Here is an 18,246-nt window from a genome sequence, read left to right as displayed (position 1 = left end):
CACCGTAAATTGGTGATTAAGTCTCCGCGTAGAAATCGGAAGAACCATGAAAACTATAAACACCGATGTTGTTGTTATAGGCGGTGGAGCAACCGGGGCTGGCGCATTACGCGATCTGGCCATGCGTGGCTTCTCTGCTGTCCTTGTCGAGCGTGCCGATCTGGCACAGGGAACCTCCGGGCGGTTCCACGGCCTGCTCCATTCGGGTGGCCGTTACGTCATTTCGGACCCCCACTCGGCCACTGAGTGCGCCGAGGAAAATGAGATCCTGCGCCGAATTCACCCCGAATCGGTGGAGGAGACCGGCGGCCTGTTCGTCGTCGGCCCGAATGACGATCCGGAATTCTCCACCCGCTTCCTGCCCGCGGCCCGCGAAACGCAGGTGCCGGCCGAGGAGCTCGACGTCGCTGAGGCGTTGCGCATCGAGCCGCGCCTCAACCCGGGCATCCAGCGCGCGTTCCGCGTGCGTGACGGCTCAATTGACGGCTGGGGCATGGTCTGGGGCGCGGTCGAGTCCGCCAAGGCCTACGGCGCCCAGTGCCTGACCTACCACCGGGTCACCAAGATTGAAAACCAGGACGGCCAGGTCTCCCAGGTGGTCTGCACGGATGAGAAGACGGGCGAAGAGGTCCGCATCAACTGCCGTGCGGCCATCAACTGCGGCGGCCCCTGGGCGGGCCAGATCGCGAAGATGGCGGGCTGCCACGGGGTCGACGTCGTGCCCGGGCGCGGCATCATGATCGCGATGAACCACCGCCTCGTCAACCACGTGGTCAACCGCTGTATCCACCCCGCCGACGGCGACATCATCGTCCCGGCCCACACCGTCTCAATCATTGGCACCACGGATCAGAAGGAAGACGATCCGGACTTCCTCGTCATCCGCAACTCCGAGGTCCAGCAGATGCTCGACTCGGGCGAAGACCTGGTGCCGGGCTTCCGCAAGGCGCGCGCGGTTCACGCGTGGGCCGGCGCCCGCCCGCTGGTCAAGGACTCGCGCGTGGATGCCTCTGATACGCGCCACATGTCGCGCGGCATGTCGATCATCGACCACTCCACGCGCGACGGTGTGAAGGGCTTCTTCACCATCGCCGGCGGCAAGCTCACCACCTACCGCCTCATGGCGAAGAACATCGTGGACGCGCTGCTTGAGCAGATGGACGAGTTCGTCGAGTGCACCACCGAAACCGAGGCCGTGCCCTCGAACGCCACCCGTACCCACCGGGTCACGGACAGGCTGGAGGAAGCCGAAGCCGACCGCTTCGAAGACCCGATCATCTGTGAGTGCGAGCTCCTGCCCCGCTCCACGATTGAGAAGGAACTGGCCAAGCAGCCGGAGGCCAACCTTGACGACATCCGCCGCCGCACCCGCCTCGGGATGGGCCCCTGCCAGGGCACGTTCTGTGGCATGCGCGCCGCGGGCATCATGCACGAGGCCCTGGCGGGTCGCCTGGAGCGCGAAGAGAACGCGGACCGGACGTCGTCGATGCTGCGCCTGTTCGTCAAGAACCGCTACTCGGGCCTCGAATCCCTCATGTACGGCGAGCAGCTGCGCGAGGCCACGCTGAACAAGTGGATCCTCGCCGGCAACCTCGACATCGACCATCTGCCGGCCCCGACCGAGAAGGCCGTGCGTGCCACGGGCGACCTCGAGCTCATCCACGGCCGCCCCTCGGTGGCATAAAGGAGAAGAATCATGCGCATCATTGTTATTGGTTCAGGCCTTGCGGGCCTCACGGCAGCGCTCAAGTTGCGCGAGGCCGGCCACCACGTCGACATCGTGACCAAGGGCTGGGGCGGCCTGCTCCTGTCCTCGGGCACGCTCGATGTTTACGGCTGGGACAAGGACGGCCACCCCATCTCCGACCCGTACGCCGAGATCGAAAAGCTCGTGGCCAAGGAGCCCGGCCACCCGTACGCCTCCATTGGGGCGGACGCGGTGCGTGAGGGCGTGGACTGGCTGTGTGCCACCACCGGCCTGTTCGCCAAGCCGGGCAAGAACGTCCTCATCCCCACCGCGATCGGCGCGGTTCGCCCCACGATCGCGGTGCAGAACACGATGGTCCCCTCCCTCATGGAGGACGGGAAGAAGTTCCTGGTGGTCGGCATCCGCCAGTTCCGCGACTTCCCCGCGGCCTTCATCGCCGACAACCTCGCCCGTTCCCCGCTGGCCAAGGTTGAGACACGGGCCGTGACCATCTCGCTCGCGCCACGCAAGCCGGAGGCCGACTCCACGGGCACCACCTTCGCCCGCGCCTTCGACGGCACCGCCGGGCTGGACGGCCCGGCCACTCGCGATTCGCTCATCAACGAGCTGCGCGGCCACGTCCGCGCGGGCGAAACGATCCTCCTGCCCGCGATCCTCGGCTTTTCGCCCGACGCTTACCAGGAGATCGCCGCCGAGCTCGGCGTGCCCGTGGGCGAGGTCCCGGTCCCGCCGCCGTCGATCCCCGGCCGCCGCATCAACGACGTGCTCATCCAGCTCTGCCACGACAAGCGGGTCGACATCTCCCTCAACGCCGAAGTCATCGGCTTCGAGGCAGACGGCGGCCACGTGACCGCGCTCAAGGTCCAGCGCGCCGGCCGCGTCACCACCAACAAGGTCGACGCCGTGGTCTACGCCGGCGGCGGTCTCGAGTCCGGCACCATCCAGCGCGACTCCTACGGAGACATCCGCGAGCGCGTCTTCGACCTGCCGCTGACGTTCCTCGACGCCGAGGACGCCGAAACGACGGGCGTGACCGGCTCGGTCATCGTCGACGGCAAGGACCTCTTCGGAACCGGGGTGAGCGTCAACGAAGACATGTTGCCGCTCGACGGCGACCGCCCGGTCTACGACAACCTCTACTTGGCAGGCTCCATCATCGGTGGCGCCCGCCCGTGGAGCGAGAAGTCCGGTGAAGGCATCGCGCTCGGCAGCGCTGTTGCCGCCACCCGTGCAATCCTCAGGAGGGATTAATCATGACCACCGTTGTTAACCCACTCGAGCACGCCAAGGCCTCCCTGGCCCGCGCGTCCCTCGACGCGTGCGTCAAGTGTACGATCTGCGAGTCGCAGTGCCCGGTTGTGCGCGCCACCCCGCTCTTCTCCGGCCCGAAGTTCGTGGGGCCGCAGGCTGAGCGCTTCCGCAACGGCGCCAGCGTGGACAAGTCCCTCGACTACTGCTCCGGGTGCTCGATCTGCACCACCACGTGCCCGCAGGGCGTGAAGATCGCCGAGATCAACGCCCAGGCGCGTGCCGTGATGAAGGCAGACCACATGCCGCTGCGCGACCGGATCATCCCCGAAACCGAACTTGAAGGCAAGCTCATGACCCCGTTCGCCCCGATCGCGAACGTGGCACTGGCCAACAAGCCGGTGCGCACGATCGTGGAGAAGGTCATCGGCATTCACCGTGACGCGCCCGTGCCCAAGGCCCAGACCTCCACGTTCATGAGCTGGTTCAAGAAGCACGAAAAGGAGCGCACCGGCCCCTTCTCCAAGGGACCGATCGTGTTCTTCCACGGCTGCGCGGGCGGCTACTTCGAGGTCGCCACGTCGAAGGCCGCGGTGGAAGTGCTGGAGAAGCTCGGGTATGAGGTGCTCGTGCCGAAGCAGGGCTGCTGCGGCCTGGCACACCAGTCCAACGGCCTGTTCGGGCGTGCGTCGAAGAAGGTTCGCCAACTGTGCGACCAGCTCAACGCCGCGGGCAAGGACCTGACCATCGTGTCGGCGTCGGGATCGTGCGCGGGCATGCTGCGCCACGAGGCCCACGAGATCATGGGCCTGGACGATCCCACGCTGCTCGACGTCGGATCGCGCACCGTGGAGATCTCCGAGTTCATTCTTGAGCTCATCGACGCCGGTGAGTTCCCGGTCGAGGAGCTCAAGCGCTGGGACATCACGATCCCCTACCACCAGCCGTGCCAGGTCAAGAGCCAGGGCATCGGCAAGCCCGCGATCCGGATGATGGAGACCGTCCCCGGCGTCACGGTGATCGAGTCCGGCGAGGCCTGCTGTGGCATCGCGGGCACGTACGGCCTGAAGAAGGAAAAGTACGAGATCGCGCAGGCCGTGGGCAAGCCGCTGTTCGACATGATCAAGCGCACCAACCCCAAGCTCGCCGCGTGCGAGACCGAGACCTGCCGCTGGCAGATCCGCAAAGGCTCCGGCGCCACGGTCATCCACCCGATCGAGGTGATCCACCGGGCGCTCGGGCTGGCGTAACTGGCTCGGTGGCGGCTACCGCCGGCGATTAAAATAACCTGGACGATTCTGGGGCTATCTTCGTATATGAGGAGAACGCCCGGAAATCGTCCAGGTTATTTTCATGCTCGCCTCCTGACCGGGTTGCAACTCGTTGCCGGCGGCAGTCGTGCCGGCGGGGAGGGATGAAGCCTCACCGCTCAAGGTGATGGGGCGACTGCCGAAGGCGCAGGTCCCCGCTGCTGACCCGACCTGAATGGTTGATGCGCAGGCAGCGACTGGTTGCTGCGCGGGCGGGATCTGCGATACTTGAGCCATGTTTGAACAGATCACCGATCCCGTCGCCTACCACGGCGAGGGGCCCTGCTGGTCCGAGGAGTGGGGCGGCCTGCGCTTCGTGGACATGCTCGCCGGAGACCTCCTGACCCTCCTGCCCGACGGATCCATTCACCGCCTCCACACCGGCTCGCCGGTGGCCGCCTTCGTACGGCCGCGGGCGAGTGGCGGATTCGTGGTAGGGCTCGAGCGCGGGCTCGGACTGGCCGATGAGCCCTTCGGCGACGTCCGCGCACTGTCAGAGCTCTGGTCCGATACCGACGTGCGCATGAACGAGGGCGGCACCGACCCGTGGGGCAACCTGTACGCCGGCTCGATGTCCTACACGCGGGTGCCGGGCGCCGGCAAGCTGTACAAGATCTCCCCCGACCTGACCTCGCGCGTGGTGCTGCCCAGCGTCACCACCTCCAACGGCATTGCCTTCTCCCCCGCCGGCGAGCGGGCCTACTACCATGACACGGCCACCCGGCGCACTGACGTGTTCAACGTGGTGGACCGAGAGCTGGTGGGCCGCCGCGAGTTCCACGAGGCCACGGGCACGAGCCCGGACGGGCTGGCAGTCGATAGAGCGGGGAACGTGTGGGTGGCACTCAACCGCGTGGGCAAGATCAGGCTCTACTCCCCCGACGCCGAGGTGTTGGGCGAATGGGACCTCCCGGTACGGCTGGTTACGGCTGTCACGCTCGGCGGGGAGGACGGCCGCGACGTCTTCGTCACCACATCGAGGGAGAATTTGGACGACCCGGAGCCGGGCGCGGGCGCGATTTTCCGCGCCCGCGCCGAGGTCCCCGGCGTGCCGGTCACTCCCTTCGCGGGCTGAGCCCGGCCTGAGCCCACGTCGAATATCAGGACCCTGGAAGTTTTCGTCGCCAAAACCGGGCTTTTCGCACTCAAAGTCCTGATCTTTGACGGGCAGCGCGACTTCCCACCCCCGCCTCACCCGCCCGGCCCGGCGGGTGAGGCGGGCAACGCCCCTCCCTGGCGGGGCGGCGGCGCCGAGCGCGTTAGACTGGGCCCATGTCCACTCCCCTGTCGAATGATGGCCTGTTTGACCTGCCCGAATCCGCGCGCCAGCCGAATGCGCGCGTCATCTTGGTGATGGGCGCATCGGGCAGCGGCAAGACGCGTTTCACCACACGCACGGGCCTGCCGGTGGTCTCACTCGACGACTTTTACTATGACGGGGACCGGCCGGGGATGCCTATGCGCCACGGGATGGTTGACTGGGATTCGCCGTCCACGTGGGACCGCCAGGGCGCGGTGGACGCGCTGGTGGACCTGTGCACCACCGGTTCGACCACGGTGCCGGTCTACGACATCCCCACCTCCACGCGCGTGGGCGAGCGCAACCTCGATATGGAGGGCCGCCGCTACGTGCTAGCAGAGGGGATCTTCGCCCCCGAAATCATTGACGATCTCAAGCGTGAGGGCATCCTCGCCGACGCCCTGTGCATCAAGCGCCCGCGCCTGCAAACCTTCTGGTTCCGCCTCATGCGCGACCTGGACGAGGCCCGCAAGCCGCTACCCAACCTGCTGCGCCGTGGCGTCGCCCACTTCCTGGCCGAGCCGGCGATGTACCGCGAGGTCGAGGCGAAGGGCGCACGGCCCGTGTCCTACACCGAGGCCCAGGAAACCCTCACGCAGATGCTCGCCGCCCTCCGCTGGACCGAGTAGCACAGGAACACGCCGCCCACTTAGGGCGTTTGGGCATTGCCCCATCTTTCGTCCGCCTTTTCCTGGCCCCACCACACAAAGCGCACATGTGCACATTTTCCCAAGGCCGTTCTGGATCCTGTGCAAATATTTTCAATTCAAACTGTCATGAACGCTTTGACGCACAAAAGAGCAAGAATAGGGACAGGCTTCCGAGTATTTTTTGGGCCGTCCGGCAAGGTCGCCGGAGATAGTCGCACAACTGAAAGAGGCAAATATGTCGCTTGGAGAAATCTTTGTATCCGAGTTCATCGGAACAACATTGCTCATTATCCTTGGTGTTGGTGTGGTCGCCAACAACCTCCTGACGAAGAATAAGGGCCGGGGCACCGGCTGGCTGATGATTAACTTCGGGTGGGGTCTTGCTGTGTTCATCGGTGTTTACGCCGCATACAAGACCGGCGGTCACCTGAACCCGGCCGTGACCCTGGGCGTCCTCGCCTCGGGCGCGGAGGAGTACGTTCCCGGAGTCGCCGTGAACTTCTCGAACACGATGATCTACATCGTCGCCCAATTCCTCGGTGCCTTCGTCGGTGCCGTGATCGCGTGGCTGGCATACAAGCAGCACTACGATGAGCACGACAACCAGGCCGAGGTGCTCGGCACCTTCGCCACCGGCCCGGAGATCCGCAACCCGCTGTGGAACACCATCACTGAGGCCATCGCTACCTTCGTGCTCGTCTCCTGGGTTCTCTTCAACGGTGGCAGCCCGACGGCGGTCGGCCCGCTCGCCGTGGCCCTCGTGATCGTCGCCATCGGCGCCTCCCTCGGTGGCCCCACCGGCTACGCCATCAACCCGGCCCGTGACCTCGGTCCGCGCGTCGCACACGCCGTGCTCCCGATCAAGGGCAAGGGTGGCAACGACTGGGGTTACTCCTGGGTGCCGATCGTCGGCCCGACCATCGGTGGCGTGCTCGCCGGCCTCACCTTCGGCGCGAACGCACTCAACGTCCTCGGTATGTAAGGTACGACGCCGCCCGGTTGGCGCGCCTTGTGGGCGCCGGTCGGGCGGCGCCGCCCATCCGGGCGAAGAAATATTTCTCAACCAGATTCTCGGCGTTGGCCATTTGTGAAAACTGTGATCAGCGCCCCATTCCATCGCTATTATTTCAAGTAACCGTTCAACGACGAAGGGAACTCAATGACTGAGAAGAAATACGTAATGGCAATCGACCAGGGCACCACCTCGTCCCGTGCGATTATCTTCGACCACTCCGGAACCATCGTTTCCGTGGGTCAGATGGAGCACGAGCAGATTCTGCCCAAGGCCGGTTGGGTTGAGCACAACCCGATTGAGATTCGTGACAACGTTCGCGAGGTCATTGGCCAGGCTCTGGCCAAGGCCAACATCAACCGCCATGAGATCGCGGCTGTTGGTGTGACCAACCAGCGCGAGACGGCCGTCGTGTGGGATAAGAACACGGGCGAGCCGGTGTACAACGCTATCGTGTGGCAGGACACCCGTACTGACAAGATTGTTCGCGAGCTTGCTGGTGACGAGGGCCCGGACAAGTACAAGGAAATCTGTGGCCTTGGCCTTGCCACCTACTTCTCTGGCCCGAAGGTCAAGTGGATCCTTGACAATGTTGAGGGGGCACGCGAGAAGGCCGAGGCGGGCGACCTCCTCTTCGGCAACACCGACACCTGGGTGATCTGGAACCTCACCGGTGGCCCCAACGGCGGTGTCCACGTCACCGACGTGACCAACGCGTCGCGCACCATGCTCATGGACGTGCGTGAGCTGCGTTGGCGCGAGGACATCTGCGCGGACATGGGCATCCCGATGTCGATGCTCCCGGAGATCAAGTCCTCCTCCGAGGTCTACGGCTACGGCTCGAAGAACTCCCTCATCATCGACACCCCGATCGCTGGCGACCTTGGCGACCAGCAGGCGGCCACCTTCGGCCAGGCCTGCTTCGAGAAGGGCATGGCGAAGAACACCTACGGCACCGGCTGCTTCATGCTCATCAACACGGGCAACGAGGCGATCACCTCGAAGAACGGCCTGCTGACCACGGTGTGCTACAAGATCGGCGATCAGGCTCCGGTCTACGCGCTCGAGGGTTCGATCGCTGTGACGGGCTCGCTCGTGCAGTGGCTGCGCGACCAGCTCGGCATCATCACCTCCGCCCCGGAGATCGAGACCCTTGCTGAAACGGTTGAGGACAACGGCGGCGTCTACATCGTCCCGGCGTTCTCCGGCCTGTTCGCCCCGTACTGGAAGGACGATGCCCGAGGCGCGATCGTCGGCCTGACCCGCTACAACAACAAGGGCCACCTGGCTCGCGCGGTCCTCGAGGCCACCGCGTTCCAGACGGCCGAAGTTCTCGAGGCCATGAACGCCGATTCGGGCGTTGAGCTCGGCGAGCTTCGTGTTGACGGCGGCATGACCGCGAACGATGCACTCATGCAGTTCCAGGCTGACATCCTCGGTGTGGAGGTCGTCAAGCCGGTCGTCGCTGAGACCACCGCCCTCGGTGCCGCCTACGCGGCCGGTATCGCGGTTGGCTTCTGGGCCGGCGAGCAGGACGTCATCGCCAACTGGCAGGAGGACAAGCGTTGGTCGCCCAAGATGGACGCCGACGAGCGTGCTCGCCAGATGCGCCTGTGGAAGAAGGCCGTCACCCGTACGTTTGACTGGGTCGACGACGACGTGCGTGCTGAGTAAGCACCAGGCCACAGCGTAGCAGGTGGGCGGATCCAATCGGATCCGCCCACCTTCACGTTTGCGGCAAGAACTATGCGCGCGCGGTCGGCTTGACGAACGGGAACAGGATCGTCTCGCGGATGCCCAGGCCGGTGAGCACCATGAGCATGCGGTCGATGCCCATGCCCATGCCGCCCGACGGCGGGAAGCCCTGCTCCATCGCCTCGATGAAGGACTCGTCCAGCTGCATGGCTTCCGGGTCACCCGCTGCGGCCTCGAGCGACTGCTGGGTGAGGCGCTCCCGCTGAATCACCGGGTCAGCCAGCTCAGTGTAGGCGGTGGCGATCTCCACGCCCCGCACGTACAGATCCCACTTCTCGGTCAGCCCCGGCTTGGAGCGGTGGTTGCGGGTGAGCGGCGAGGTGTCCTCCGGGAAGTCGAAGACGAAGGTGGGCTCCCACAGCTTAGAACCAACCAGCTCCTCCCAGATGTCCTCGGCGATCTTGCCGGCCACGGCGTATTCCTTGACCGCGATGTCGAACTTGTCCGCGATCTCCACCAGGTGTTCGCGTGGGGTCTCTACCGTCACTTCCTCCCCCACGGCCTCGGACAGCGAGGTGTAGAGGTCGAGGCGCGCCCACTCGCCACCCAGGTCGTACTCAGTGCCGTCGGCGAGGGTCACAGTGGTGGTGCCGAACAGGTCACGTGCCGCGTTCTGGATGAGATCGCGGGTGAGGACCGCCATCTCCTCATACGTGGCGAAGGACTGGTAGGCCTCCATCGCGGAGAACTCCGGCGAGTGCGTGGAATCCGCGCCCTCGTTACGGAAATTCTTCCCGATCTCAAACACGCGCTCGATGCCGCCCACCACGGCCTTCTTCAGGTACAGCTCGGTGGCGATGCGCAGGTAGAGGTCCTGATCGTAGGCGTTGATGTGGGTCTCGAACGGGCGGGCCGCGGCGCCGCCGTGGAGCGGCTGCAGGATCGGAGTTTCCACCTCGATGTAGCCGCGGTCGTCGAACGTCTTGCGGATGGACTTCATCATGCCCGCGCGCAGGCGCACGATCCTGCGCGCGGCGTCACGCGTGATGAGGTCGAGGTGGCGGTTACGCACGCGGGTCTCCTCGCCGAGCGCCATCTCGGTGCCGTCCTCCGCCGTGAACATCTTCGGCAGCGGGCGGATCGCCTTGGAGGCCAGCTGCCAGGACGTGGCGAAGATCGACAGCTCGCCGCGCTTGGAGGCGCCCACATAGCCGTCCACCCACACGAAGTCGCCCAGGTCCACGTCGGCCTTCAGCGCGTCCAGCGCCTCCTTGCCTACGTTCGCCAGCGAGAAGATCACCTGGATGCGCTCGCCGTCACCCGCCTGTAGCTGGCTGAAGGCGATCTTGCCTGACGGGCGGAACAGCATGACACGCCCGGCGAGCTCCACGCGCTCCTCGGTCAGCTCATCGCCGGGCTGGAGCACGACGTCAGCGCTCACCTTTTCCCCCTCGCGCTCCACCGCATACTTCGCGCGCACGTCCGCGATGGTGTGCGTGATCTCGAGGTGGGGCGGGTACGGGTCACGGCCGGCGGCGAGCAGGCGGGCCCGCTTTTCCTTGCGGACGGCGAGCTGGTCGGAGGTGTCGTCGTAGTTTTGCTGCATGGGTGTCCTTTTCTTCTCGCGAGGCCCCTGAGGCGGGGCCCTGTGGCTGGGCGCTCTTAGAGCTGGTCCTTGATATAGCGCGGGAGGATGTCCGCAATCGTGGTCAGCGCATAGTTCGGCTGGTCCTTGCGCTTGAGATCGCGCGCCTGGTCCGCCGTGGCGCTGCCGGTCAGCACGAGCGCGGTGGGCACGCCGTAGCGCTTGGCCATGCGGATGTCGGCGCCGAGGGAGTCGGTGACGAACAGCGAGTCCTCCGGGCGGACCTGAATGTCATCGAAGATCATCTCGAGCAGGTCGGTCTCGGGGCTACCGAGGTTCTTGGTCAGGCGTTTACGCGTGGCTGTCTCGAGTGCAGTGATGATCGGCAACGTGCCCGGCTCGCGCGAGCCGTCGGGCATGCGGCGCACCCGCCGCAGCGACGTACTGATGAGGTCCGCCCCGTTGTCCGCGATCGCGTGGTAGGCGGTGGAGAACATCTTCATGTCGAAATCGGAGGTGAAGCCCACGATCACCAAGTTGGTCTCCGCCGCCTTGTCCGTGACCTCGATCCCGTTCGCCGCAAGCTCGTCGCGGAAGCGTGTACCGCCTGCCACGAACACCTTCGCGCCCGGGTAGGAGTTCTTGAGGTAGCGCGAGGCGAGGGTGGCCGGGGTGATGACCTCATCGGCCGTGATCTCAATTCCCTCGTCGCTCATCATCTCCACGAGCTGGGCCGGCGTCACGTCCGACAGCCAAGACATGAAGCGGAACGGCCGGTTGAGGTGGTCGAGCGCGTCGATCACCATCTTCAGCTTCGGCATGAGGTTCGTGCCCGCATACAGGCCCGCGTCAATGTTGATGAGGTAGGCGTCGAACACGCGCCCAGGGGATTCCTCGACCATGACGTCAAGGTTGGTGATCCGCGAGGAGATCTCCTCATCGCTGGAGAATTCGGAGGCCGAGGTCACGGCTTCCGTGGATTCCGATTCGGACTTGGATACCATGCCACGCAGCCTGTCCACGTCAGGGACGAGCGCCTTGGGATGGATCTTGGGGATCTTCGGAAAACGCATGTTCTTCTCCTATCGTGCGTGGTCGAAGGGGATGCCCGACGCGGTGAGGCCGTGCCCATCGGGCACCTGGCCCGGGTCGCTGCCCGCACCGTGGATACGATTCTGGCGATCGACGTAGATGACCTTCGGTTCGTACGTGCGGGCCGAGTCATCGTCCATCTGGCTGTAGCACATGATGATGACCAGGTCCCCCACGTCGACCAGGTGGGCCGCCGCGCCGTTGAGCTTGACCTCGCCCGCGCCACGTTCACCTGGGATGACGTAAGTGGTGAGCCGGGCTCCGTTGGTCACGTCCACGACGTCGACCTGCTGGCCCGGCAGGATATCCGCGGCCTCGAGCAGATCGAGGTCCACAGTAATGGAGCCCACGTAGTGCAGATCCGCCCCGGTGACGGTAGCCCGGTGGATCTTGCCGGTGAGCATCGTTCGCAGCATCATCGAAGCTCCACCTCCATGTTGTCGATGAGGCGGGTGGGGCCCACGTAGGCGGCGGTGACGAGCAGGCCGGGGCCGTGCGCGTGATCGTCAAGGAAGGCGAAGGTGGCCGGGTCAACCAAGTGGAGGTAGTCGAGGCGCACGCCGTCGGCCGCGTGCAGTTGCGCGCGCACCGAGTCCCGCACCTCCCCCGCGCTCGCCCCCGACTCCGCGAGCTCCACCCCGCGGCGCAGGGCCGTGGACAGGGCGAGGGCCTGGGCGCGCTCGGCATCGGAAAGGTAAGAATTGCGCGAGGACAGCGCCAGGCCCGACTCATCGCGCTTGATCGGCACCGCCCGCACGTCAATGCTCATGTCCAGGTCATCCACCATCGTGCGTACGAGTGCAAGCTGCTGGGCGTCCTTCTGCCCGAAGAACGTCATGTCCGGGCGGACCAGGTTGAACACCTTGTGGACCACCTGGAGCACGCCAGCGAAGTGCCCGGGCCGGGTGGCGCCCTCGAGCACGCGGGCCATCGGCCCCGGGTCAATCCGCACGAGCGGTTCGCGCGGGTACATCTCATCATTCGTGGGCAGGAAGGCCACATCCACGCCCTCGCGCTCAAGCAACGCCAGATCCGCAGCCTCGGTGCGCGGATAGGCGGCGTAGTCCTCATTCGGGCCGAATTGGAGCGGGTTAACGTACACCGACGCCACCACGGTCTGCGCCGCGGCGCGCGCCGCCTTCAGCAGCTGGGCGTGCCCGTCGTGCAGGGCCCCCATGGTCATGACAAGCGCGCGGGTGCCATCGGCCTTCGCCAGGGCGCTCGCCAACTCGCTGCGTGTCCTACAGATTTCCATATCTGCCATTCTATCTTCCCCCATGCGAGCAGCGAGCGGCGCCGACGATGGTATGCAACTCATTTGCCTCTGTTTCGCCGATAACGCCCGCCATCAACGCCCGCTCCACGAGGCGCTCCAACAGGTCCAGGTCCGCCTTCGCGACGTCGGCCAACTCCGGCGACTCCACCGCCAACGTCCCCAACGCCTCCACGCGCTGCGCGGCTTCCTCCGCACTGGGTGGCGCCGGCGGACGAGGCACACCGGCCCCCGCTCTGTTCGCGCCCACGACGCCGTCCGGGCCCGCCCCGCCCACCGCTCCCGCTACGCCCGCGGCTGGGCCCATGCCCGCACTGGCACCGCCAGCAGAGCTCACATACGCACCCGCCGCGTTGCCCGCGAAGAGCCCGCGATCGAGGCCGGCCTGGGCCCACTCGCCGAGCAGATCACCCGGCTGCGCCACACCGATCTGCGCCAGCACTCGCCCCGCCTGGGACGCGGCCAACTCCACGCCCTGGCGCGCATGGGCGAGCGCGGCCGCATAGATCGCGCGGTCAGCAGAGTTCACCACCACGCCCTGCGCGCCCATCTCCGCCGCGAGCGCCAGCCCGATCGGCTGGATCGCGTTCGCCGCGGAGACCACGACGTGCGCGCCCTGGAGCCGGGCAACGTCCACCGACGTGCCCGAGAACTCCATGACCGGGTGCAGCGCCAGCGTGAGCGCGCCAGCCGCCTGCGCCGGCGCCAGCACCTCCACGCCCCGCCGCGCCGAGGTATGCACCACGATCTGGCCGGCCTGCCACGCGCCCAGCTTGGCCAGGCCGGCCACGAGGCCCTCGAGCTCCTCATCCGGCAGTGCCAGAATGACCAGCTCGGAGCGCTCCACGATCGCCGGCACGTCGAGTGCCGGCACTCCCGGCAACATGACCTCCAGCCGCTCCCGCGACTGCGGCGAGGGCGCGTGCGCGCCCACGATCCCGTGCCCGGCCGCGCGCAGCGCGCTGCCCAGCGCCGCGCCCACGCGCCCCGCGGAGATGATGCCAATCCCCATGCGTCCCGTCGAATTCTCCATGTCCACCATCCTAGCCACCGCCTCCGACAATTCTTTTCCGCCTCCGGACCGCCCGCATCGTCCCATCCGCACCCGCGCCCCCAGCGCAGGCCCCGCGCCCAACGCGAACCGCGCCACGGCGTCGTGAAAAAGACCCGCCAAGCGGCGAACGCAAACCGGCCCACGGCGTCGGCGTTCGGCTCTCAGCGTGAAACGCCAAAGCCCCGCAGAAAAGGCACAATCACCTGCGAAAATGACGCCCCAAAGAATTACCGTTCTATTGCATGGGCCAGGTAACGATGGGACAATTGCGGCATGAAGAAAATAATCAATAACCCCAATGACGTGGTCACTGATTCCCTCGTTGGAGTGGCCGCTGCCCATCCGGACCTTGAGGTCGATATTCCCCGTCACATCGTCTACCGAGCAACGAAGAAGGAGGGCAAGGTCGCCCTCGTCTCCGGTGGTGGATCCGGCCACGAGCCGCTCCACTCGGGCTTCGTGGGTGAAGGCATGCTGGACGCGGCATGCTGCGGCGAGGTCTTCACATCGCCGGTCCCCGATCAGATCATGGAGGCCACCGCCAAGGTTGATTCCGGCGCCGGCGTCCTCCACATCGTCAAGAACTACACGGGCGACGTGATGAACTTCGAGATGGCCGCCGAAATGGCTGCCGACATGGAGGGCACCCAGGTCAAGGCCGTCATCGTGGAGGACGACGTGGCGGTCCAAGACTCCCTCTACACCGCGGGCCGCCGCGGCGTGGGCGGCACCCTGTTCGTGGAGAAGATCGCCGGCGCGCTGGCAGAGGAGGGCGCGGATCTCGACGCCGTCACCGCCGTTGCGCAGAAGGTCGCCGATTCCACGCGCAGCTTCGGCATGGCCCTCACCTCTTGCACGGTCCCCGCGGCCGGCAAGCCCACCTTCGAGCTGGGCGAGGATGAGATCGAGCTCGGCATCGGCATCCACGGCGAGCCGGGCCGCGAGCGCCGCGCGCTCCAGCCGGCACACGAGCTGGCCAAGGAGCTGGTGGAGCCGATCCTGGCGGACATGGACTTCACTGGCGCGCCCGTGATCGCCATGCTCGGCGGCATGGGCGGCACCCCGCTGTCGGAGCTGTACCTCATGTACGGCGAGGTGGCGAAGCTGCTGGAAGACGCCGGCGTGACTGTAGCCCGCGTGCTCGTGGGCGACTACGTGACCTCGCTCGAGATGGCCGGCTGCGCCCTGTCGCTGCTCAAGGCTGACGACGAACTGTTGCGCCTGTGGGATGCCCCCGTCGTGACCACCGGACTGAGGTGGGGTAAGTAATGCCCGAACTGCAGCCTTTCGCGGCCTGGATGGCCGGATTCAAAACCAGGATTGATGAGCAGGCGGACTACCTGACCGATCTGGACCGCCAGATCGGCGACGCGGACCATGGCTCCAACATGGCCCGCGGCGTGCAGGCGATCTCGGAGATCGACCTGGATGCGGTCCCAGATGCCGGCGCCTACCTGAAGAAGGCGGGCATGGCTCTGGTGTCGAAGGTGGGCGGCGCGTCCGGCCCGCTGTACGGCACGCTACTCATGCGGATGGGCGGGGCTCTGCCCGAAGGCGAGTTCACTCGCGAGGACTTCCTCGCCGCCCTCCGCACCGGCGTCGAGGCCCTGCAGGCGCGGGGCAAGGCCGAGGTGGGAGACAAAACGATGCTTGACGTCTGGTTCCCCGCACTTGAGGCCGCCGACTCCGCGGAAGGCTCCCTTGCCGACGCCCTCGCTGCTGCCGCCGCCGCGGCGCGCACGGGTGCGGAGGCCACTATCCCGATGATCGCCCACAAGGGCCGCGCCTCCTACCTCGGAGAACGCTCGAAGGGCGTGAAGGATCCGGGTTCGGCCTCCTCCGTCCTGCTCATTGAGGCAGCGCTGGAGGCATTTGGTGACTAACGTCGGCCTCGTTGCCGTCTCGCACTCGGCGCCACTGGCGGCCGCAGCTCGCGACCTCGCGCTCGACATGGGCAGGGACGCGGTGATTGTGGCCGCCGGCGGCGCCGATGGCGGTTTCGGCACCTCTGCAGAACTCATCTCCGCCGCGATTGAGGAGGCGGACGGCGGCGCGGGCGTGGTCGTGCTCGTTGACCTCGGATCGGCGGTCATGTCCACGGAGATGGCGCTCGAATTCATTGACCCGGACATGGCCGAGCGCACCACCGTGGTGCCCGCTCCCCTGGTGGAGGGCCTGGTGGTGGCCGCCGTCGCGGCGGGCGCTGGTGCCAGCCGCGAGGACGTGGCACGCGAGGCCATGGGCGCGCTCGCCGCGAAGGAGGCCGACATTCCCTACGCGGACGCGGCCGGTGGCGCTATGGGCGCGGGCGGCGTCGACGACGACGGGCCCGACACGCGCGAGTGGATCTCGCGCACCTACGTGGTGGACGACCCGGCGGGCCTGCACGCTCGGCCGGCTGGCGCACTCGTGGCGGCGGTGGCACCGTTTGACGCGGAGGTGCGGGTCTCGCACGTCGGCAACGGGCGGGGGCCGGTGGTCGCACGCTCGATGACGTCCCTCATCTCGCTCGGCGTGCTCGAAGGCGACGAGGTCCTGGTGCAGGCCACCGGGCCTGAGGCGGAAGCCGCGCTCGACGCCGTCGGGGAACTCGCCCAGCGCGGGTGGCTCGCCAAGGGCGAAGCCAAGCCCGAATCCCCCATCCCCGCACACAAGCGGCAGACCGGCTCCGGCATGGAGATCGCGGTGGGGCCCGCGCTCGTGTGGAACGCCCAGCCGCGCCCGGAGCTCGGCACCGAGCCGAAGAACCAGGCCGACGCCTACGCCGAGGCGCGCGAGGCTGTGCGCACCTACCTCTCGTCCCTCGGAGACGACCCGATCCTCACCTTGCAGGTGGGGCTCCTCGACGACCCGGCCTACGCTGGGCGCATCACAACCGCGATCGACGCCGGCAAGCCCGCCCAAATCGCGGTTCACAACGCCACACAAGACACGGTGGCCGAGTACCTCGACCTGCCCACCGCCTACCTGCGCGAACGCTCAGAGGATGTCAAGGCCCTGGGCGACCTTCTCATCCAGGCGCTCCACGGCCTGCCGCTCGGCGGGCTGGCCGCCGCGATCGCCGACTTCGGGCGCGACCCCGTGGTGGTGCTCGACTCGCTCACCCCGGCCCTAGCCTCGGAGATCGACCCCGGCTCGGTGATCGGCATCCTCGCCGCCACCGGCTCGGCCACCGGGCACGGCGCCCTCATCGCCTCCGCGAAGGGCATCCCCGTCATCACGGGCAAAGAGATCGCGCGTGACATCACGGAGGGCCAGGAGGTAGCGCTCGAGCCGCGCTCGGGGATGGTCTACGTGGACCCGACGCGGGCCCAGCTCCACGAACTGCTGCGCGCCTCCAAGGAACAGGCCAAGCTGGCGAAGGCAGCCCGCGAGCACGCCCACGAACCGGCCATGTTCGATGGGCGGCAGATCTACGTGCGCGCGAACGTGGCCCTGGCCAGCGACGCGGAACTCGGTGCCAAGAACGGGGCCGACGGCTCGGGGCTGGTACGCACCGAGGTGCTGTTCGCCGACTGGGATCACCGGCCCACGGTGGACGAGCAGGCGGAAGTCTTTACTCAGATCGCCGAAGCGCTCGGCACCGAACAGCCGATCACGCTCCGCACGTGGGACGTGGGGGCCGACAAGCCCGTGTCCTTCTTCGACTCCGAACCGGAGGACAACCCGTTCCTGGGCGTACGCGGGATCAGGCTCATGCAGCGCATACCCGACGCGCTGGTCGACCAGTTCCGCGCCGCGATCCGCGTGGCCCAGCACGCCAACATCAAGGTGATGATCCCCATGGTCACCACCGTTGCCGAAGTGGTGTGGGCACGCGAGATGTTCAACGTGGCCGTGGAGGCCGAGGGTCGGCCCGACGAGCTACCCCAGTTCGGCATGATGCTCGAAACCCCGGCGGCGCTACTCAACGTTGCCGCATTCGATGAGAAGGTGGACTTCTTCTCGGTGGGCACGAACGACCTGATCCAGTACATGGCGGCCACCGACCGCGGCAACTCCGCCGTAGCGCCCGTGGCCGACCAGGTGATCCCGCTCGTGGTGGACCTCATCGCGGACACGGCCCGCAAGCTCGAGTCCCCCCTCGGCATCTGCGGCGACCTGGCCTCCTCCGAGGAGCACGTGCCCCAGCTGGTGCGCGCCGGGGTGGCCTCGCTCTCCGTGCGCCCGGGCCTGGTGCCCCAGATCAAGGCGGCAATCCGGGCGATCAAGTAGCCGGGCAGTCAGCCGGGAGACTGTGACGAGTCGGGCAGCCAGGGTGCCGGGCCGGGGCAAATTAAAACATTTTGGACGTATTTGGGGCGATCTCCTCATATACG

15 protein-coding genes are annotated in these 18,246 nt (G+C 66.7%); 10 read left to right on the top strand and 5 right to left on the bottom strand.

The genetic code is table 11. The features are described 5' to 3' along the window. Positions 1-46: 46 nt before the first annotated feature. The 7 genes from glpA to glpK all read left to right on the top strand — a co-directional run bounded on the left by glpA (position 47) and on the right by glpK (position 8,902). Positions 47-1,684 (top strand): anaerobic glycerol-3-phosphate dehydrogenase subunit GlpA, encoded by a 1,638-nt coding sequence (gene glpA, locus AQZ59_RS03905; RefSeq protein WP_062613336.1) that lies wholly within the window; start codon positions 47-49, stop codon positions 1,682-1,684. A 12-nt stretch (positions 1,685-1,696) separates the two neighbouring features. Beyond that, the gene (gene glpB, locus AQZ59_RS03900) at positions 1,697-2,959 is read left to right on the top strand and encodes a glycerol-3-phosphate dehydrogenase subunit GlpB (protein ID WP_062613334.1); all 1,263 of its coding nucleotides are present in this window, start codon (positions 1,697-1,699) and stop codon (positions 2,957-2,959) included. Between the two features lie 2 nt (positions 2,960-2,961). Further along, positions 2,962-4,206, top strand: a complete 1,245-nt coding sequence (locus tag AQZ59_RS03895) for an anaerobic glycerol-3-phosphate dehydrogenase subunit C (RefSeq protein ID WP_062613332.1) — start codon at positions 2,962-2,964, stop codon at positions 4,204-4,206. A 295-nt stretch (positions 4,207-4,501) separates the two neighbouring features. Beyond that, on the top strand, positions 4,502-5,341 hold the full coding sequence (locus AQZ59_RS03890; protein WP_062613330.1) for an SMP-30/gluconolactonase/LRE family protein: 840 nt from the start codon (positions 4,502-4,504) through the stop codon (positions 5,339-5,341). Between the two features lie 197 nt (positions 5,342-5,538). Then, a complete protein-coding gene (locus tag AQZ59_RS03885) occupies positions 5,539-6,195 on the top strand; it encodes a uridine kinase family protein (RefSeq protein ID WP_062613328.1) in 657 nt (218 codons plus the stop codon). A gap of 256 nt (positions 6,196-6,451) precedes the next feature. Further along, positions 6,452-7,198 carry an MIP/aquaporin family protein gene (locus tag AQZ59_RS03880; RefSeq protein WP_062613326.1) on the top strand — a complete coding sequence of 249 codons (747 nt, stop codon included), beginning with the start codon at positions 6,452-6,454 and terminating at the stop codon, positions 7,196-7,198. Between the two features lie 177 nt (positions 7,199-7,375). After that, entirely contained in the window at positions 7,376-8,902 is a 1,527-nt protein-coding gene (gene glpK, locus AQZ59_RS03875; protein ID WP_062613324.1) for a glycerol kinase GlpK, read from the top strand. Between the two features lie 70 nt (positions 8,903-8,972). Here the strand turns inward: glpK and lysS are convergent, their stop codons facing one another. From lysS to AQZ59_RS09355, 5 genes are read right to left on the bottom strand one after another with little or no spacing between them, the layout of a single operon-like run. Next, positions 8,973-10,529 carry a lysine--tRNA ligase gene (gene lysS / locus AQZ59_RS03870; protein ID WP_062613322.1) on the bottom strand — a complete coding sequence of 519 codons (1,557 nt, stop codon included), beginning with the start codon at positions 10,527-10,529 and terminating at the stop codon, positions 8,973-8,975. 56 nt (positions 10,530-10,585) lie between these two features. After that, positions 10,586-11,581: an HAD-IIA family hydrolase gene (locus AQZ59_RS03865; RefSeq protein ID WP_062613319.1), complete on the bottom strand. Its 996-nt coding sequence runs from the start codon at positions 11,579-11,581 to the stop codon at positions 10,586-10,588. Positions 11,582-11,590: 9 nt separating this feature from the next. Further along, the gene (panD, locus tag AQZ59_RS03860; RefSeq protein ID WP_280521823.1) at positions 11,591-12,019 is read right to left on the bottom strand and encodes an aspartate 1-decarboxylase; all 429 of its coding nucleotides are present in this window, start codon (positions 12,017-12,019) and stop codon (positions 11,591-11,593) included. After that, complete coding sequence (gene panC, locus AQZ59_RS03855; protein ID WP_101923618.1) at positions 12,016-12,855, bottom strand: pantoate--beta-alanine ligase; 840 nt, start codon at positions 12,853-12,855, stop codon at positions 12,016-12,018. Before panC ends, panD begins: the two co-directional genes overlap by 4 nt. 10 nt (positions 12,856-12,865) lie before the next feature. Next, positions 12,866-13,906, bottom strand: a complete 1,041-nt coding sequence (locus tag AQZ59_RS09355) for an NAD(P)-binding domain-containing protein (RefSeq protein ID WP_236698656.1) — start codon at positions 13,904-13,906, stop codon at positions 12,866-12,868. Between the two features lie 294 nt (positions 13,907-14,200). Here AQZ59_RS09355 and dhaK point away from each other — a divergent pair, with 294 nt between their 5' ends. From dhaK to dhaM, 3 genes are read left to right on the top strand one after another with little or no spacing between them, the layout of a single operon-like run. Then, positions 14,201-15,196: a dihydroxyacetone kinase subunit DhaK gene (gene dhaK / locus AQZ59_RS03845; protein ID WP_062613313.1), complete on the top strand. Its 996-nt coding sequence runs from the start codon at positions 14,201-14,203 to the stop codon at positions 15,194-15,196. After that, complete coding sequence (dhaL, locus tag AQZ59_RS03840) at positions 15,196-15,810, top strand: dihydroxyacetone kinase subunit DhaL (RefSeq protein WP_062613311.1); 615 nt, start codon at positions 15,196-15,198, stop codon at positions 15,808-15,810. Before dhaK ends, dhaL begins: the two co-directional genes overlap by 1 nt. Further along, positions 15,803-18,142, top strand: coding sequence for a dihydroxyacetone kinase phosphoryl donor subunit DhaM (gene dhaM / locus AQZ59_RS03835; RefSeq protein WP_062613309.1), 2,340 nt, complete (start codon positions 15,803-15,805; stop codon positions 18,140-18,142). Before dhaL ends, dhaM begins: the two co-directional genes overlap by 8 nt. The last annotated feature ends 104 nt before the right edge of the window (positions 18,143-18,246 follow it).

The organism is Trueperella bernardiae, assembly GCF_001469025.1.
In the GTDB taxonomy this organism is placed as follows: domain Bacteria; phylum Actinomycetota; class Actinomycetes; order Actinomycetales; family Actinomycetaceae; genus Trueperella; species Trueperella bernardiae.
The sequence above is the reverse complement of the archived record's forward strand: the minus strand, read 5'-3'. Positions and strand labels throughout refer to the sequence as shown.

Excerpts from the sequence above, each read along its gene's own strand:
- AQZ59_RS03895 (WP_062613332.1), top strand. The coding sequence starts at position 2,962 with ATGACCACCGTTGTTAACCCACTCGAGCACGCCAAGGCCTCCCTGGCC.
- panC (WP_101923618.1), bottom strand. The coding sequence starts at position 12,855 with ATGGAAATCTGTAGGACACGCAGCGAGTTGGCGAGCGCCCTGGCGAAG.
- AQZ59_RS09355 (WP_236698656.1), bottom strand. The coding sequence starts at position 13,906 with ATGGAGAATTCGACGGGACGCATGGGGATTGGCATCATCTCCGCGGGG.
- glpK (WP_062613324.1), top strand. The coding sequence starts at position 7,376 with ATGACTGAGAAGAAATACGTAATGGCAATCGACCAGGGCACCACCTCG.
- dhaK (WP_062613313.1), top strand. The coding sequence starts at position 14,201 with ATGAAGAAAATAATCAATAACCCCAATGACGTGGTCACTGATTCCCTC.
- AQZ59_RS03880 (WP_062613326.1), top strand. The coding sequence starts at position 6,452 with ATGTCGCTTGGAGAAATCTTTGTATCCGAGTTCATCGGAACAACATTG.
- AQZ59_RS03890 (WP_062613330.1), top strand. The coding sequence starts at position 4,502 with ATGTTTGAACAGATCACCGATCCCGTCGCCTACCACGGCGAGGGGCCC.
- glpA (WP_062613336.1), top strand. The coding sequence starts at position 47 with ATGAAAACTATAAACACCGATGTTGTTGTTATAGGCGGTGGAGCAACC.
- lysS (WP_062613322.1), bottom strand. The coding sequence starts at position 10,529 with ATGCAGCAAAACTACGACGACACCTCCGACCAGCTCGCCGTCCGCAAG.
- dhaL (WP_062613311.1), top strand. The coding sequence starts at position 15,196 with ATGCCCGAACTGCAGCCTTTCGCGGCCTGGATGGCCGGATTCAAAACC.
- panD (WP_280521823.1), bottom strand. The coding sequence starts at position 12,019 with ATGATGCTGCGAACGATGCTCACCGGCAAGATCCACCGGGCTACCGTC.
- AQZ59_RS03865 (WP_062613319.1), bottom strand. The coding sequence starts at position 11,581 with ATGCGTTTTCCGAAGATCCCCAAGATCCATCCCAAGGCGCTCGTCCCT.
- AQZ59_RS03885 (WP_062613328.1), top strand. The coding sequence starts at position 5,539 with ATGTCCACTCCCCTGTCGAATGATGGCCTGTTTGACCTGCCCGAATCC.
- glpB (WP_062613334.1), top strand. The coding sequence starts at position 1,697 with ATGCGCATCATTGTTATTGGTTCAGGCCTTGCGGGCCTCACGGCAGCG.